Raw genomic sequence first — 17,410 nt, forward strand, 5'->3', positions numbered from 1 at the left:
TCAATTTACAATGGAAGGGAAACACGAGGAGCAAGTAATGATGCTTTATTAATACCCTCAAGCTCTTTCAATGAACTCAACAATTCTTGTTGTGTTTTGATATCCGTATTCTTAAGTCTCAGTTCCATCACTGCTTCAAACTCATCTTTTTGCATATCAAAATTACGTATTTCTCTCTTCAACACATATTTCTTTGCTATCTCATTAATTGCATCTTCAGGCAGCTCACCCACACCTTCAAGTACCAGAACACAATCGCAGAAACGTTGTTTGCCATATTCTAAGTAATGCAGAACGATAACGACAATCGCAAAAAAGATACTGCTGACAACCACAACAGTCCAATTATAAGTCCCACAACCTAAACCAACTGCAATTCCCCAAAATAGAAAAATCATATCACGGGAATCTTTAATGACTGTTCTGAAGCGGATAATTGATAAAGCACCAACCAAGCCAAGAGATAACGCAAGGTTACTCCCAATCAACATCATGACCAACCCAACAATCGCCGGAATCAATACAAGCGTAACAAGAAAAGTTCTCTCATATGTCAAACCCCGGTGGGTCCAACGATAAATGCCAGCAGAGAAAACACCCAATCCGACTGAAACACTCAAACTAATCAGTAAGTCTACAAGCGATATCGCAATACTTTGTGTATTCATTACAGTTGATGGTAGCATTTTAAACCTGAGTCAATATTTAAGATTAGTTCCATTCTTAATCAAACTTGCACACAAAAACTAGTGAAATTTATCTAGTTTCTCATAGAGGTTTCTTGATATACAAATAACAAATATACCCCTTTAGTTTTCACTTCATTTGATACAGAACAGTCAAAGAACATAGATTTGGATACAGATTTATTTGCATATGGAGGAATTGTTGCTACGAAAAGAATCTAAAGTTACTTATGGCCTTTGCAAAACATTGTAAAACCTCTTTTATATGGCATATCTGACTGATCAATCTCTTTTAATTGATTAAGATGTTCAACCTGCCCTGCTTCAAGTATGGGCTTTCCTGTCTGCACAAGGGCTTCAAACATAAGATAACAATACTCGATTTGCGCTTTCTCTCCTATTTTCCAAGAAACTTCATCTACTGTAAAACCAGCATTTTTAAAAAGAGATAGAATTGTCCCCTCTAAATCTTCAAAAAAATCCGGATTTGTACTGTGCGTTGCAAAAAGGTTTTGGCGTAACGATTTTGGATCAACCTTTATCCCCCATCTCTCCTTGGCTTGAGCCAAAATAGCTTTTCCCTTTTCTGTTTGCGCTGCTTTTTCGAGATTTGGATATGCATCACCGTGAACTTTTAAGAGCATACCGCCTGGTTTCAAAACTCTATACACTTCCGCAAGGCACTGTTCTGGGTGGGGAATGACTGAAAAGACTTCAGAAATAAAACATTTATCGAAGCTATTATCTTCAAAAGGTAAATCATGAACATCACCTTTAATACATTTAATATTATCTGGAAAACGGAAAATTCTTAGGTTTCCACCAAAGCCCTCTACATGATCTAAGGCTGTAATATGATTAACACATTTTGCAATTTCACCCGTGTAATGCATACCGCCGGCACCTAATTCAAGTACATCGTCTGTTTTTGACAAATCTAACAGACGAAATGTCTCTTCAACATGCATTCTCTTAATAAGATTATCCTGGCCTCTTTTCCAATCCAGAAACTCTCGAATTGGATATTTCAATATTCTTAACCAGCTTCTTCTTGGAAAATAACCAAAAGCCATTTTTAATTCCATTATCATGATTAAAATAAATTAATTCTGAGCCATCTGTGCCGGCAAAACTGCAATAGCATCAACTTGATCAGAATAGGCCCTTCTTGAAACAAAAAAGCCGGAAACACCTCTTACTTCACATAATATTTCACCTTCAGGTTCATAAAACATCACCCACAGAGAAAAATGATTATTCAAAAGCAATAAGCTCGGAATAGATAGTGTAATAGTGCCTTTTTTCTTCAATAAAATTTTCTGTATTGATATATCATGTGTGTAAGGATTTATTAATGCAATGGAATTTACTTCAGCGACATAACTTCCGTTACTCTGTAAATCGAAGCCTATAAAAATGCAAACCTCTTTCCCGTCCACATAAGAGGATTCATATTCCACATCTATTTCAACTGCCTCGCCCGTATAAAAAGATGTCCCATATTGTTCATCTGGCCTCTTAATACCAACGTTCTTAATTTTCACATTCCCAGTCGTTATTTGCGCCGAATCAATATCTATTGAATTCAAATGAGCTAACTCACCCTCTTTCTTATGCACCAACTGATAATATGATTTAATTTGAGAATTCACATCCCCAATACTATGAATTTCACCACTACTTAATACGATTGCGCGTTGGCATAACTGTTGAATTTGCGCTGTATTGTGAGACACAAACAAGACTGTTGCGCCACTTTGACAAATTTGCTTTACACGTTCCGCAGATTTCTGGACAAAGTGACTATCCCCTGTTGCCAAGGCTTCATCAATAATAATAATTTCAGGCTCGACACTCATTGCAATTGAAAAAAGCAAACGCGCACGCATACCTGATGAGTAAGTCCTAAACGGTTGATCAATGAAATGACCAATTTCTGAAAACTCAATAATAGAATCCATTTTATCAAGAATTTCCTCTCGCGAAATTCCCATCAACAGACCACTATAATAAATATTTTCCCGACCAGAAAACTCTGGGTGAACACCGACCCCTAACGCTAATAACGCGGTAATATGTCCATTAACTTCAATCTGTCCTTCATCAACAGGTAACAAGCCTGCAATCATCTTAAGGAGCGTCGTTTTACCACTGCCATTTAAACCGATAATACCAACAACTTCTCCTTTTTTGATATCAAAAGAAACATCATTGATAGCATGAAACTCTTTACATTTTTCACCACTCTTTAAACCAAGAAAAGCTCGAATGGGACCTGTAATCGGGTTTTCATACAATTTGAATTTTTTCGTAACATTTTGAACCCGAATTGCAATGTCATCTAGACCCTGCGTATTTTCCAAATTTTTCCATCCATTAGACATCAGATATGCTCATTGATAATCAAACGAAAACGACTCAATAAATAATACCCAACAATACTGCTTACAACTGACATAATTGAGAAAACAAACCAGCTCATCATATGGAATTCACCAAATATCACATCTCGAAAAACAATAATAATATGGGAAAATGGATTTAATAAAATGAGTGTCCACAATGTCTCGCTCACCAGCCCTTCGAATAGCAAAACAGGTGATAAATAGACAAGGAGTCCAAAGAATAGTGTAATAACCTCTGATATATCTTTAAATATCACACCAATAATCATTAATAACCAACTGCTTCCTAATGCAAATAACGTTAGCAAAATAATAGGGAGAGGCATTAGGAAAATAGTTAATGATATATTACCAGCATATAATCCAACACCAATAGCAATAACAAACGTTATTATGACACTTATTGCCCCCAGAATAATCGAATTTGCAGGCAATGTTTCAACAGGATAAATTACTTGTTTAACAAGTTCCATCCTCGAACGTATCAACATCGGTGCATCATTCATTGTTTTACTAATAAAAGACCAGGCAACCTGCCCGCATAAAACATAAGCGATATAATCAATAGAAGTATCAAAACCAGGTAGCTTGCTTTTAAAAATAAAAAGTATAATAAAAACGTATACGGCTGTTTGTATCAAAGGGATGAGTGCAATCCAGAGCAAGCCCAGCAAAGAACCTTTTGTTCTTACCTGTAAATCGCGCAACGCCATTTCCCATATCAATCTTCGATATTTAATGAATGAATGAAAATAGCTAAACATTATGGCGATATATCTGAAATTTTACAGGAAGGGAAATGAAGAAGTGAATCAAACATTGTTCTAGGGCCTTCTCCAGTTGATGTCAAACCTTGCAAATCAATAGGCTCCACTTGGTCAATTCTTGGTTTTCGATCTTTTAACCGTTTATAATTTGATAAATCCGCACCATTTAATACCAAATGCACCGGATGAAAATTAATAATTCCCAGTTTCAAATCATCACGCCCTGTATTCTCATATCTCCAATACGCAGTTGGCTTGAACATCTCATAATTATCTTCCCATACATATGTATAACGGTCCAATTTCCTATGAGGTGTCCAATATTCACTATAAATAGAATATGGAATTGAAGGCAAAAAGAGTGAAACATCTGTAACGATTGAGGTATATTCACAAACTTCTGCTAAGATTGATGATGATTGCACAAGTCCATGACTACGCATTGATTTCGCTTCAGGAAACAGGTCCATCATATGTTTCAATACATCTATAGAAGTCTTCCCATGAGTTGAACCTTCCATAAAGTTAGGATGGATACCTATTTCAAATAAGTCATTATATTCCTGAAGACGCCTTACTGCGGAACTAAGATGCGTGGCAAACCAAGTTGCATTCACCCGATGCTCAATCAAAATATCAGCAACATTATTAATGATAAAATCGGGTGCCCAATCAATATCAAGAGTAATAACAGGCTGAGTAAGCATTAAATTCTCCACAAGTCTTCAATATCTTTAATGCAATCTCTCACGCATTGAACGTATCACATCCGAAGGCAAGCATCGCTTTTCCTCATCTTCAAGCTGAACTTCTTCAATACAAATTACACCGTCCCGACATAAAACTCTAATTTCACCAGACTTTCTATTAATACCTGCAACTTGACCAGGCACGGCAAGAAAAGAACCGACATGCTCTTCTTTTCTTGCACGCCAAATCGTTATTTTACGCCCATCGTCCAAAAAAGAAAATGCGCCTGCAAAAGGTTCCGCACTTGCACGAATTAAACGATCAACTTGTATAAAAGATGTATTCCAGTCTATTTTTCCATCCTCTGGTCGCCTTGGATAAACCCGTAAAAATGTATCAGGGTCTATTGGCTGTGGCTCAGTTGAAAAGTTCCCTTCAGAAATTGAATGCAGTGCATCTAAAAACAACAATGGTGTATGTTTTTCAAGATCATCATATATCTTTGAAATATATGTCCCTTCATCTATGGGTAAATAAATTTTCTTGAAAACGGGTCCACTATCTAATCCATCATCCATTTGCATGAGACTAAGGCAAACTTCCTCTTCACCATTAAGCAGAGCCCAGTTTGGACAAGCATTCCCCTTATATCGAGGAACATCCCCCGCGTGCGCATTTAACACGCCATAAGGCAACAATGAGCGAAAATCTTTTTTTATCAGTACAGGCCAGTTCACACTAATCCCAACCTGTGCACCTGATTTCGCAATTTCTTGCCTTAAAAGCTCAGAATTTAAATTACTCACATTGAAAAAACTTGCACCAATTTCCTCTGCCAAATGCTTAAAATCCTCAACACCAACCTTATACTCAGGCGCAGCTTCATTAGTGATGATGGCACAACATTCATATCCATTTTGTACAGCAAGTTTAATGGCATCAAACAATAGATGTGTACGACCCAAAGCAACAAATTTCATACAACCACTCTAAAATCTTATTTTTCAATATCTTTCATTGAAGGTAACGTATTCATATCCCTCGCAGATTCAATAAAACTCTTTAATTTATCAGCTTCATTATATGTTGAATGATGTATTTTCCATTTAATTGGCCAATCAACCCAATGACAAGGATGAGTTAAAACTGCATGAACATGCCCCATTGGTAAAGACTCTGTAATCCAATCTTCAGTCAGATACGAAAAAAAACCGCCCTGACCTGCATCTTCTACCCATGAAAAATCCAAAGAATAATTTGAAGACCCCTCAAAACCAAATGAAGGCAAGCGTTGTGAAACTTTATCCAAAAACTTTTGTCTTCGCACAGGCCAATCTTCCGGCCTCTCAGGATATGCAGATGGCCCATGAATAGTAAAATATTTTGCAGAGAAACCCATTTTTAACTGAAAAATATCTAACTCATCTCGCAAGACTGAGTAAAAGTCCTCATATGCTGGTGCTAAAGTATGCAAACCAAAGACAAAACCTTCTTTTGCATAACTTTGAAATGCTTTTACATATGGATCAACATCATAATAATCATTGGATAAGATTAAATATATATCTGATCTTATATTGTACTTTTTCTCTATATCCAGAAAAAGGTGCAAGGATTCAGGTGCATAATCGATATCATGACGGAGATGGATATAATATTCATCATTCTTCTTATCAAACCTTGGATACAAATCCGCAGAAGTAATAAATTTCGCACCTTTCGAAATATGGAACCTTATAAAATATTCATATAATTTGATATTATGGGGCGAAATTGAAATAATCTCTTTTGATGGAAGAACTTTTTCCTTACGGGCCAAAATTTTATAATATGCGCGACGAAGGGGTTCCTTAAGTCCCATTACGTCAAGCAATCTAACTAACTTCTGGCCGTTATTACTCGCTATAAATGAATGCATTTAACACCTTGGGAACCAATAAAAGAACAATACTCACATACCATTATAATATGCATGGTCCATTTTGCTCTTCCAAGAAATCAACTGTTCCATACTCAAATGACACGTGGGCAACATAGGCGAGTGCCGCGCAACTGTAAATTCCTTATAACTATATTCCTCAGGAATTAAGCCTTTCTCCACAGCCTCATTATGAATTGGCGTTCCTGGCAAAGGACGCAAATATTGAATCCCCACCATTTCAACATTTCTTTTACCCATTGATGCAATAAAATCACAGGTACTTGCTAATGTCTCTGCATCATCTTCTGGATGCCCAATCATCATATTAATACTGGGTATAATACCTGCATTTAACAGACTCTGTATTCCTGCATCAACGACCTCTGTGGTATAACCTTTTCTATATTTCTTCATCATTTTTGGGTGAAAACTTTCAACTCCAAAATCTAATTTATAACAACCTGCTTTACGCATTAAAGCGAGTAACTCAGTGTCTTTCAACCAATTAAAGCGACAATCGGCACTCCATTCAACTCTGATACCTTTTGCAATCACATCATTGCAAAAACGTCTAACCCAATCAGCATCAGCCATAATATCGGCCGTCATAAATTTGAGAGTGCTCCCATTAGGGAACGCACTTAATTCATCTAAAAAATCATCCGTAACACGGTATCTGTTATTTTGAGTTCGAATATGACAAAAAGTACACTTAAATGGACAACCTGAAGACAGACGCACAGTATGTGAATCGTAATTCTCAATACCGAGTTCCTCAATCAATTCGCGGCTACTTTTCAAATGAGACAACGAATCTGAATGATGTATAACCCTGCCACCATCAAATATCTTACCAGTTTCCGGCGTTCTATAAACAATCCCCGTTAACGGTATAACATCATTCTTTCCATCTAAAAAAGCTAGAAGCTGTCCTAGGTTTACCTCAGAGTCCCAACCTCGTACACCATAATCAACGAATGAATAATCATGTAATATTTGTTTTTGCAGTCCTTCCCAATCATCAAACAACAACATTGCTGTCTTTGCACCATACTTCTTTGCAACTCGGAAATAATCTAAGCCCTCATATAGACCATCTGCAATAGACAACCATTGGGCAACAACATCATACCCTGCAAAATCATGATCTAAATACGTATCTTGTACTTTCAAATCAACATCATACCCAAGATCTCGCAAGTACCTGCATGTTAACAGTATATGAGAGGGAAGCTCTTTCCATGTTCGATAACCAAAACGATTTTCTTCTGTTATATATTCACGGACCTTAAATAGTAAAATCTTCATTATGTTATCCAGCTCTTGCTGACCATTCTAATTATCTTTTTGAACAATAAATGTACCAATTGCTAAAATATCAAGTCCCGAAGTAAAAAAAGTACGAATTGCATCATCGGGAGAGCAAACCATTGGCTCTCCAGCAACATTAAATGACGTGTTTAGGACTAATGGAACACCTGTTTTCTTTTCAAATTCTGATATCAATTGCCAATATTTAAGATTTGTCTCTTTTTTCACAGTTTGCAAGCGTCCCGTACCATCATTGTGAACAACAGCAGGCACAATAGACCTTTTATCTTCTTTAATGGAGTATACTTGTTCCATATAATCTGCAGATGCACCATCTGGTATATCAAAGTATTGAGATACCTTCTCCCATAATATGCTCGGTGCAAATGGTCTAAATGCCTCTCGATATTTCACCGAAAGATTAATCTTATCTTTCATAGTTTCATCTCTTGGGTCCGCTAGAATTGAACGAGCACCCAATGCTCTTTCACCAAATTCCAAAGCCCCATGGAACCAACCTACAATTTTTCCATTAATAAGGCATTCAACAGTATCACTAACAATATTCGATGATTTTTTATAATGTAACTTATATCGCTGTAACGTCTTCTCTATTTCATCATCATTCCATGAGGGACCAGTATAAGCTGAAACAGACGCTCGAAATGGATCAGGTACATCTTGTTTCTCTTGAGCGTGTAACCATAAAGCTGCACTAATAGCACAACCATTATCGCCTGCAGCTGGGCCTACAAATAATTTTTTGAAGTTGGTATTTCCAATAATTTTTCCATTCGCCAATGAATTCATGGCACAACCACCAGCTAATACCAAATTCGACATACCCGTTTCTTCTGCCAACCAATCAAGAGAACTAAAGAGAATCTCTTCATAGATATATTGTACGGCTGCCGCAAAATCATAGTGTATTTGCTCTAATGGTTCATTAGGCTTACGTGGTGGAACTCCAAGATACTTAATCAATTCTTCGCCAAAATAACCACCAACACGCATATTTGAAAAAGTAAAGCAATATTGGTCAATTACAACATTACCTTCCTCATAACGGACGAGCCCACGAATAATATCTTGAAAACGCTCAGGAGAACCAAAAGCGGCAGCTCCCATTACTTTCCATTCTTCGCCGTTCGCTTGAAAGCCCAAATATTCTGTAAAAGTAGCATAATAAATGCCCATAGAATGGGGGAAAGGAACAGATTTTAACACATCAACCTTATTTCCTTTTAAGGTACCATAGCTAATAGCATCTGATTCAGCATGCTCATCAATAACTGCAATTGCACATTCCTCAAAAGAAGATGCATATGCCCACCCCATATGAGCCATATGATGAGACAAATAGTAAAATAGGCCTCCCCTTTCTGCCATGCCTTGTTGCATATACTGGATATTCTCGCCCTCTAAATAAGGCATCATGTTATTAGGTAAAATATACAACCACTCAGGTTCATACCTTCTCCATTGTGTAAAACCAGACATATTCATATTTTTCATATGAATAGCTGGATTCCACGGCATGACCACATGATCAACATCACGTAAATCTGACAAACCTATGGACTCCAAACAATATTTTATTGCTTGATGCGGAAAAGCCCTACTTCTTTTTTGCCGATTAAAACGTTCTTCACTAACAGCAGCAATAAGCTTACCATCTTGCAATATTGCAGCCCCCGACTGACTCCCGGAAACATGCAAGCCCAATATATTTTTGACCATATTTTAAGGGTCCCAAGTGTTAATTATCTTTTCCAAATGGATAGACATAAAAGAATGGATATTCATAACATAATTCTGCTGGATCAATTTTAAGAATATTTTGATCATTAATCTTATTCAAATATAAATATTCTTTATCCACAGCCCCCCACCTTTTCTTAAATCGATAGACACTTTCCTGATTAATATGGGTCCCACCCCAATTCCAGATGTTATGTCCATCTTTCACAGCGTCTATCATTGCCTCAAAAATAAGATAACTCAGTGGTTGTTTAGAACGTGCTTCTTTCTTAATAACAGGCGTAAAATATTCAACGATGCCATTAAAATAAAACAAAAGTAAAGCCGCAACAGGTTCACCCTGATCAAAAGCCGTATAGATCTGATATTGTTCACCTTCTATGTAAGTATCCTTCAAACCAGAAAAAAACTCACGTGGTTTAGGCGTTCCACCAATAACTGACATATTATCATTATGTGTGCTCTCTAAAAAAGCCAGTGCTTTTTCGTTGCAACCTTTTTGATGTACCAGCCCTTCTTTCTGTGATTTTCTAACCATATTTCGAGTCTTAGAATGAAATATCGACATTAATCGATCTTCAAGGCTTTCATCTGGCAAAAAGACTTGTGGTAAATAGGTCATTTGACCAATTCGAGAGTCCACATAAGAAACAACACAATCTTCTGACAGGGCTTTCTGTTTTTCTAAAAACATAAATGGAGAGCAAATCAATGTAGATGTGGCACAATTTTTCTCCTTAGAAAAAGAAAAAAATTTTTGCGATAACTTAACCAAAGCATCGCCTTGTACAGTTACAACAGGTCCAGCATGGCTACCATAAAAGGGCAATGCATTTAATATAGAGCCATACTTACCATCAATCATTATTGCAGGTAAAACACCCACAACTTGCTTTCTCGCATTTCGTGCCAAGAAAATAAAAATCTGACTTTGTGCAATATTAGAAATTAATTTGAGGTAATTTGCCTCTTGAAACAACATTGCTTCATCAGCTTGTCCCAAAAATTCAATATATTCTGAGGTTGGTTCATTAATTATTTCAATGCTAATATCAGACATGCTTCCCGCTCAGAAACTGCTTACACCATTCATCGAAATACAACAAAGACCATACAAGAAGCCTTCTATTACATTGTCCTGAGAAATGTTGATCAAGTAAAGAGGTCACTTCTTTAAAATCCATCCAATTATATATTGATGAATTTCTACTCAATAAGCGGTCTTTAACAAAATCAATACTCTCCCCTTTAAACCAATTCTCATCTGGCGCTGAAAAACCCTGTTTAATCCCACCACTAATTTCATCTGGAATAATATTAGAAATTGCTTTTCTTAATAACAGTTTTCCATCTTTTGTTTTCTGAAAATATTTCTGAGCTTTCTTTGAATCATTTTCATTAATCCGGATAACATTCGATAAATTTCCCAATTTATATTTAACCGGTAATTTCATTGCAAAATCAATTAAATCATTGTCCAAAAAAGGAACCCGGCTTTCAATGCCATGGGCCATAGAAAGTTTATCTTCTACGACAAGGAGACCATGTAAAAATGTACGAGCTTCAAAATATAATGAATGATTAATGTAATCTTCCGGTCTCGTCATTTTTTCTGCATGGGTCTTAAATACATTGCGGAAAATGTCTTTTGTCCATACATGCCCAACATCCTGCTTAATAGGTGCAAAGACTTTCCAAATATCCTTATTAGGAATTAAACGCTGCCAAAATTGGTAATATTTATCAACATATTCATCAAAATTACTATTATTAACAGCCCGGTAATACCGCCAAGGATACCCCCCAAATAATTCATCTCCACCAGTGCCAGCAAGAACAATTTTATTAAATTTGCTAGCCAAATGGGCCGCATAATAATTTGGATAGCTCTGTCCCACACGAGGTTCTTCAAGGTGCCAGACTAAATCACTCATACACCTTTCCATATCTCCAGCCTTCAAAACCATTTCATAATGTCTGGTCTTAAACTGATATGACATAAATTCTGCCTTTGGGCGCTCATCAAAGGCCATTTCAAGTCCACTTGCTGAATGTTTATCAAACCCAACTGTAAAAGTGTGCATATCATGAATTTGAGGTGCTGAAATTGCAGTAATGGCACCTGAATCCATACCCCCTGATAGATATGAGCCGACAGGGACATCCCCAACTAGTTGTCTATTAACAGCTTGGCGTAATAAGTAATCTAATTCTTCTGTATATACTCTTTCATCTTTTTCTGACTCAACTTCTTGAAAATCATAATCCCAATACCGCGTGTCTTTCCGTGAGTCTTTGGATGATAAATCTATTTGAACATATGTAGCTGGATTAAGAAGCTCAACATTCTTAAATAATGTTTTATTCGTGAAAAAATTCTGAAATGTGAAATACTCAATGAGAGCTTCTTGGTCTAACGAGTTTTTAAACTCAGGAAATGTAAGAAAAGCCTTAACCTCCGAGGCAAATAACAATGTATCGCCAATAAAGGTCATATATAGGGGTTTAATGCCATACCTATCGCGCGCGAAGAAAACACTTTGATCCTGCCGATCATATATCGCAAACGCAAACATACCATTAAATCGTTTAACAACTTCAGGCCCCCATTCACAATACGCATACAACACAACTTCACTATCTGTCTTAGAACGAAATTGATATCCACGGCTCTCAAGCTCTAAACGAAGTTCATTAAAGTTATATATTTCGCCATTAAAAATAAGAATATAGCGACCATCTGATGAAAACATCGGTTGATGGCCTGCCATACTTAAATCAATAATAGAAAGACGGCGATGCCCAAACCCAACACTGTTTTCAACAAAAATCCCATCATCGTCTGGGCCTCTATGTGCAATTGCTTCACACATAGCCTGAATATAACGTGACTCTGCTGGGCGATTATTAAAGTGAACTATACCAGCAATACCACACATCTCATTTCGCCCTTTTAAAAGTGATTTTTTCCCTTACCAGATACACTCTTGGACAAAAACATGCAAATCAAATCCTATATGCCTTAATCTTTCGTAACCTGGTCGTCAGGTGCGATAATTCATCATAATTGGTCAGTTTTTTTCGCAATAATTGTCAATCCAGCTAATTCTTCAGTTTCATGTTCAATGCTTAAACCAATTTCCGAACACCACTCTCTAACCTCATCCAAAGTCTGGCGGTGTGCATTCTTGGGTGCATACCAATCAAAATTAATATGATTCATTTCATCAAAAGTCATTTCAGGGCGATAAAATGCTTTAAAAATATGCCAATAAAATAATCTTTGGAGGTTGATTGTTCCCGCTGGGATATCCAAAAGATCAATATTTTCTTTAATATCAATCTCAATATCCAAATCCCCTAGCGTTTCACCTAAAGCAGTCAATGCTTTAATTTCTTGCCAACTTTCCTGAGGAGACATATTTTGAAGTTTTTCTCGAATATAATCATCCGTAAACTCACGAATCGGCCCTTTTTTACGGTAAACGTAAAATAAAAAATAACCACCAACTTTCAAATGACGGTTTACTGCTTTCAATGCTTTTTTTGTATCATCTGTATGATGCAAAACACCTTCAGAAAAAATCAAATCAACACTTTGATCAGGAAGGGGTAACTGCATTAAATCACTTTGCAATGCACCAATTTGAATTCCCTTTTCATGAAATCGTAATTTAGCAACATCAACTGCTTCAGATACATCCACACCAATATATCGAATCTTTTCCAATACTTGATCAAACATTACCAATGCTGAATTTGATGCACCGCAACCCGCATCCAAAACAACCGGGTTTTCACCTAGACCTTTAAACCAAGAAGAACTCGTTACATCACCATATTTTTCCAACAACCAGTTCCTCAGAACATCTTGCATTGCTTCGCCTTCAAATGTATCTCGCTTTGACCATTTAAAACCAAACGTATCGCTTGTTTGTTCCTGAGCTGCTGAAAGTAATGCCGATGATCGTAAAATACCATTTTTAAAAATATATTCACAACCATCTAATTCCACCTTTTCACCTTCTTGCGGAATATTTAGACCTATTATATTTTCAAACCAATCAAGAGATGGGTTTACGTATTGTGACGACATAAGATATTCCTCTTGAGTCTGCAAATATGCATGGTAATGATTAAAAGCCATCCATCTGACTTTCAATCAAATCAACCAAATTAATATTACTATTGTTTCTTTATTATAATTTCTATGACAAAGACTCCAGCGTCTCAACGATATATTGATAGTCCCTATCTGTCATACAGTTATGTAAAGGAATAGCCATAGTATTTCGATCACAATCATATGCATTTGGATAATCCACTGCATCGAAATCATATTTTTCTTTATAATACTTTAACATGTGAACCGCATGAGTTCCTGGACGCGTAGAAATCCCCTTAGATTGCAAAATATCCATAATGTCATTTCTTGGCATTGGGGCTAGATCTGGATGTACAAACATTACAAATGCCTGCCATGCATGACGCCCATTCTTTGGCTCTTCAGGGCATTTGAGCCATGGTATATGTTTAAGTGCCTCTCGATACCACTTTGCCCATTGAGACCTTTCTTGAATAAACCTTTCAAGCTTCTCCAACTGCACTAAACCAACTGCACCTTGAAGGTCTGTCATTCGATAATTAAAACCTAAAAGGTTAAAATCAGGCATCAAATATGGATGAGGGCCATTATGCCGTTGTTCTTCAGAGATTGAAGCACCATGATTTCTTAAGATATTAGCTTGTTCAGCTATTGAACCTTTATGGGTCAATAACATCCCGCCCTCACCTGTCGTAATTATTTTCCTTGGATGAAAACTAAATGCTGCAGCATCACCTAAAGAGCCTGCAAACTTATTTCCATATTTGGCGCCTGCAGCACAGGCTGCATCTTCAAGTATAAATACATGACCCGGCAATCCTTCACGTAAAAGATCAACATCTGCACACAAACCAAACAAGTGAACTGGAATAACTACTTTAGTTTTTGATGAGACCCGTCTTAATGCATCTTGAACATCAATATTATATGTTTCAGGATTAACATCTGCAAAAATCGGCGTAGCACCGCAATACGCAACAACATTTGCAGTAGCTACCCATGTAAAGGCTGGTATAATAACTTCATCTCCGGGGCCAATACCTAGTGCTACCAATGCTAAGTGCAAAGCCGTTGTACAAGATGTTGTTGCTAAACTATATTCAACCTGGTGCTTTTCGGCAAAAACTCGTTCAAATTCAGCGACCTTTGGGCCTTGTGTCAACCAACCATTTTCTAATGGATCACGTAGAGCATGCCACTCTTCATCGCCTACACTGGGAAGAGATATCTGTATAGAATACTCTGTTCCCATTTTATTCAACACCTACTGCTTTACGGCGGGCTTCCACAGCAGCCTTATGGGAATTGCGCCATTCAATCAAATTTTCAAGCCCTTCATCCAAGTTAGTAATTGCATCAAAAGAAATTTCTTCAGCTGCACGTTTAGGGCAACCTACGCGGTTCGTAACCAAAGTTGCTTGAGAACGCTCTTGATATTTAATCGGTTGCGAACAACCCGTAATTTCAACGAGTTTCTCAGCCAACTCCTTTAAAGAAGTCCGTGTACCTGTTCCTACATTATAATAACGGTCTGTCGTATCCGCTTTCATTGCGCAAATATTTGCACGACCACAATCACCGACATAAACAAAATCAAACGCTTCAGAACCATCACCAAAAATAGTTGGGCTTTCACCACGGTCAATGGCATCTAACATTTTCATGATCACCGCAATATAAGCTCCATGATAATCTTGGCGTGGCCCATACACATTCATATAGCGCATACCAACCTGCTGTAATCCATAACGATTAGCAAAAGCCGTTGCCATGGCTTCACCAGCAATTTTTGTTGCACCGTAAAAGTTTTTATTCAAAAACGGATGATCTTCCGTCATGGGGTCTTCGACCGCATCCCCGTAAACAGAGGCTGAAGACGACCAGACTAAACGCTCTACTTTGTTGTGAACACAGGCTTCAAGCACATTAAACATGCCCTCAACATTCACTTTAAAGGCTGAACGAGGAAATTCATGACATTGTAATAACCAAAGGGCAGCAAATTGAAAAACACCATCAACATCTTTTAAGGCAGCATTCAAAATATCCGACTGACAAATATCACCACCCGCTTCAAAAATTTTTACCCGCGGGTCACTCAGAACATTCTCTAGGTTCTCTTTAGAGCCTCTGGAAAAATTATCATAGATTGTTAGCTCTTTAATATCTTCCTTAAGAAGCTCTTCCATCGCATGAGAACCGATTAGCCCTGCACCTCCAATTGAAACAAACTTCTTGCCTCGAACATCCATGTTAAAATCCTATTTTCCAGACCTTTATAAACTCATTATAATGAGTTACACGTTCAGCAATTTTAAGTCAAAAGATAATGGTTCTTTCAATCCTCAGACACAAAAAAATCCCTGCTAAAATGAACAGGGATTTTACATTCATTCTCAATCTATATTAACGACCTTGCGTTAAGTCCTCTTCAGGGTATGCACCGATATGGTGGATGGAGAGGTCAGCACCGCGGAATTCTTCTTCTTGATCCAAGCGGATACCAATTGTTTTTGCCAACACGCCATAGACCACAAAGCCTGAGATGGTAGCAAACGCGATACCGATGAGGGAGCCGACCAGTTGTGCCATGAAAGTGACACCGCCCATGCCGCCAAGGGCTTCTAGGCCAAAGACACCACAAGCCAAGCCACCAAGCAGGCCGCACATACCGTGCAATGGCCACACACCGAGCACGTCATCGATTTTCCATTTGTTCTGACACTTCTCAAAGCCCCAAACAAACAACGCACCAGCTAAACCACCTGTTACAAGCGCGCCGATAGGGTGCATCACGTCAGAGCCTGCACAAACCGCAACCAAGCCCGCAAGCGCGCCGTTATGGATGAAGCCCGGATCGTTTTTACCCACAACAACCGCTGTTAAGATACCACCGATCATCGCCATTAAAGAGTTCACGGCCACAAGACCAGTTACACCTTCAACAGATTGTGCAGACATGACGTTAAAGCCGAACCAACCCACACAAAGGATCCAAGAGCCTAATGCAAGGAACGGGATGTTGCTTGGTGGAATACCAATAACAGAGCCGTCTTTTTTATAACGTCCCATACGTGCACCAAGCATCACAACTGCGCCAAGGGCTAACCAGCCACCAACACCATGCACAACGATTGAGCCGGCAAAATCATGAAAACCAGCGCCGAAGCTTTCTTCAATCCACGCTTGAAGGCCAAAATTGCCGTTCCAAACGATCCCTTCAAAGAAAGGATACACCAGACCGGTTAGAATAGCCGTTGCGATCAATTGCGGGAAGAAACGTGCGCGCTCAGCAATACCGCCAGAAATAATCGCCGGAATAGCCGCTGCAAAAGTCAAAAGGAAGAAGAATTTGACCAGATCAAAACCGCTTTTGGCAAATAAGTCACCGCTTGCGCCCGAAATCACACTGGCCGGGGCCAAAAAACTTACCCCATACGCCACCATGTAGCCCACAAAGAAATAAGCAACGGTGGATACTGCGAAATCCACAATGATTTTAACAAGGGCGTTCACCTGATTTTTACGACGAACAGTCCCAACTTCTAAAAATGCGAAGCCTGCGTGCATGGCAAGAACCATAATGGCCCCCATCAACACGAAAAAGACATCTGCACCAATTTTAACGGTTTCCATATTCTCTCTACCTTAATTTGCCAAACAGCAAACCCACTCCCAAATCATGGGTCTGCCTAGGAATTAAACATTGCCACCCTATTATCAAGAAACATGCCAATTAATTAGGCAAACTATTCATAGCGCAG

General features: G+C 38.0%; 15 protein-coding genes. All 15 read right to left on the reverse strand.

The annotated features are described in order from the left end of the window. Positions 1 to 5: 5 nt before the first annotated feature. The 15 genes from MTBPR1_RS07265 to MTBPR1_RS07335 all read right to left on the reverse strand — a co-directional run bounded on the left by MTBPR1_RS07265 (position 6) and on the right by MTBPR1_RS07335 (position 17,282). The gene (locus MTBPR1_RS07265) at positions 6 to 686 is read right to left on the reverse strand and encodes a DUF4956 domain-containing protein (protein ID WP_083222961.1); all 681 of its coding nucleotides are present in this window, start codon (positions 684 to 686) and stop codon (positions 6 to 8) included. Between the two features lie 224 nt (positions 687 to 910). Then, entirely contained in the window at positions 911 to 1,759 is an 849-nt protein-coding gene (locus tag MTBPR1_RS07270; protein ID WP_165602636.1) for a class I SAM-dependent methyltransferase, read from the reverse strand. A 30-nt stretch (positions 1,760 to 1,789) separates the two neighbouring features. After that, the gene (locus tag MTBPR1_RS07275; protein WP_069186914.1) at positions 1,790 to 3,070 is read right to left on the reverse strand and encodes an ABC transporter ATP-binding protein; all 1,281 of its coding nucleotides are present in this window, start codon (positions 3,068 to 3,070) and stop codon (positions 1,790 to 1,792) included. Further along, on the reverse strand, positions 3,070 to 3,804 hold the full coding sequence (locus MTBPR1_RS07280) for an ABC transporter permease (RefSeq protein ID WP_069186915.1): 735 nt from the start codon (positions 3,802 to 3,804) through the stop codon (positions 3,070 to 3,072). The genes MTBPR1_RS07275 and MTBPR1_RS07280 overlap by 1 nt, the downstream gene beginning before the upstream one ends. Before the next feature lie 50 nt (positions 3,805 to 3,854). Next, positions 3,855 to 4,565, reverse strand: coding sequence for a polysaccharide deacetylase WbmS family protein (locus tag MTBPR1_RS07285; RefSeq protein ID WP_069186916.1), 711 nt, complete (start codon positions 4,563 to 4,565; stop codon positions 3,855 to 3,857). Between the two features lie 27 nt (positions 4,566 to 4,592). After that, positions 4,593 to 5,528, reverse strand: a complete 936-nt coding sequence (locus tag MTBPR1_RS07290; RefSeq protein ID WP_069186917.1) for a methionyl-tRNA formyltransferase — start codon at positions 5,526 to 5,528, stop codon at positions 4,593 to 4,595. Positions 5,529 to 5,545: 17 nt separating this feature from the next. After that, positions 5,546 to 6,466, reverse strand: a complete 921-nt coding sequence (locus MTBPR1_RS07295) for a polysaccharide deacetylase family protein (protein WP_126465097.1) — start codon at positions 6,464 to 6,466, stop codon at positions 5,546 to 5,548. Positions 6,467 to 6,499: 33 nt separating this feature from the next. Then, on the reverse strand, positions 6,500 to 7,777 hold the full coding sequence (locus tag MTBPR1_RS07300; RefSeq protein ID WP_069186919.1) for a B12-binding domain-containing radical SAM protein: 1,278 nt from the start codon (positions 7,775 to 7,777) through the stop codon (positions 6,500 to 6,502). Positions 7,778 to 7,804: 27 nt separating this feature from the next. Beyond that, on the reverse strand, positions 7,805 to 9,520 hold the full coding sequence (locus MTBPR1_RS07305; protein ID WP_069186920.1) for a carbamoyltransferase family protein: 1,716 nt from the start codon (positions 9,518 to 9,520) through the stop codon (positions 7,805 to 7,807). Between the two features lie 19 nt (positions 9,521 to 9,539). Then, the gene (locus tag MTBPR1_RS07310; protein ID WP_069186921.1) at positions 9,540 to 10,601 is read right to left on the reverse strand and encodes a GNAT family N-acetyltransferase; all 1,062 of its coding nucleotides are present in this window, start codon (positions 10,599 to 10,601) and stop codon (positions 9,540 to 9,542) included. Then, positions 10,594 to 12,480: an asparagine synthase (glutamine-hydrolyzing) gene (gene asnB, locus MTBPR1_RS07315; protein ID WP_069186922.1), complete on the reverse strand. Its 1,887-nt coding sequence runs from the start codon at positions 12,478 to 12,480 to the stop codon at positions 10,594 to 10,596. The genes MTBPR1_RS07310 and asnB overlap by 8 nt, the downstream gene beginning before the upstream one ends. Positions 12,481 to 12,602: 122 nt before the next feature. After that, positions 12,603 to 13,688: a class I SAM-dependent methyltransferase gene (locus MTBPR1_RS07320; RefSeq protein WP_205631225.1), complete on the reverse strand. Its 1,086-nt coding sequence runs from the start codon at positions 13,686 to 13,688 to the stop codon at positions 12,603 to 12,605. Between the two features lie 61 nt (positions 13,689 to 13,749). Beyond that, positions 13,750 to 14,898, reverse strand: coding sequence for a DegT/DnrJ/EryC1/StrS family aminotransferase (locus MTBPR1_RS07325; protein WP_069186924.1), 1,149 nt, complete (start codon positions 14,896 to 14,898; stop codon positions 13,750 to 13,752). Position 14,899: 1 nt separating this feature from the next. Then, a complete protein-coding gene (locus MTBPR1_RS07330; protein ID WP_069186925.1) occupies positions 14,900 to 15,898 on the reverse strand; it encodes an NAD-dependent epimerase/dehydratase family protein in 999 nt (332 codons plus the stop codon). Positions 15,899 to 16,052: 154 nt separating this feature from the next. Beyond that, positions 16,053 to 17,282, reverse strand: a complete 1,230-nt coding sequence (locus MTBPR1_RS07335) for an ammonium transporter (RefSeq protein ID WP_069186926.1) — start codon at positions 17,280 to 17,282, stop codon at positions 16,053 to 16,055. Positions 17,283 to 17,410 lie beyond the last annotated feature (128 nt).

It is taken from the genome of Candidatus Terasakiella magnetica (assembly GCF_900093605.1).
GTDB lineage: Bacteria > Pseudomonadota > Alphaproteobacteria > Rhodospirillales > Terasakiellaceae > Terasakiella > Terasakiella magnetica.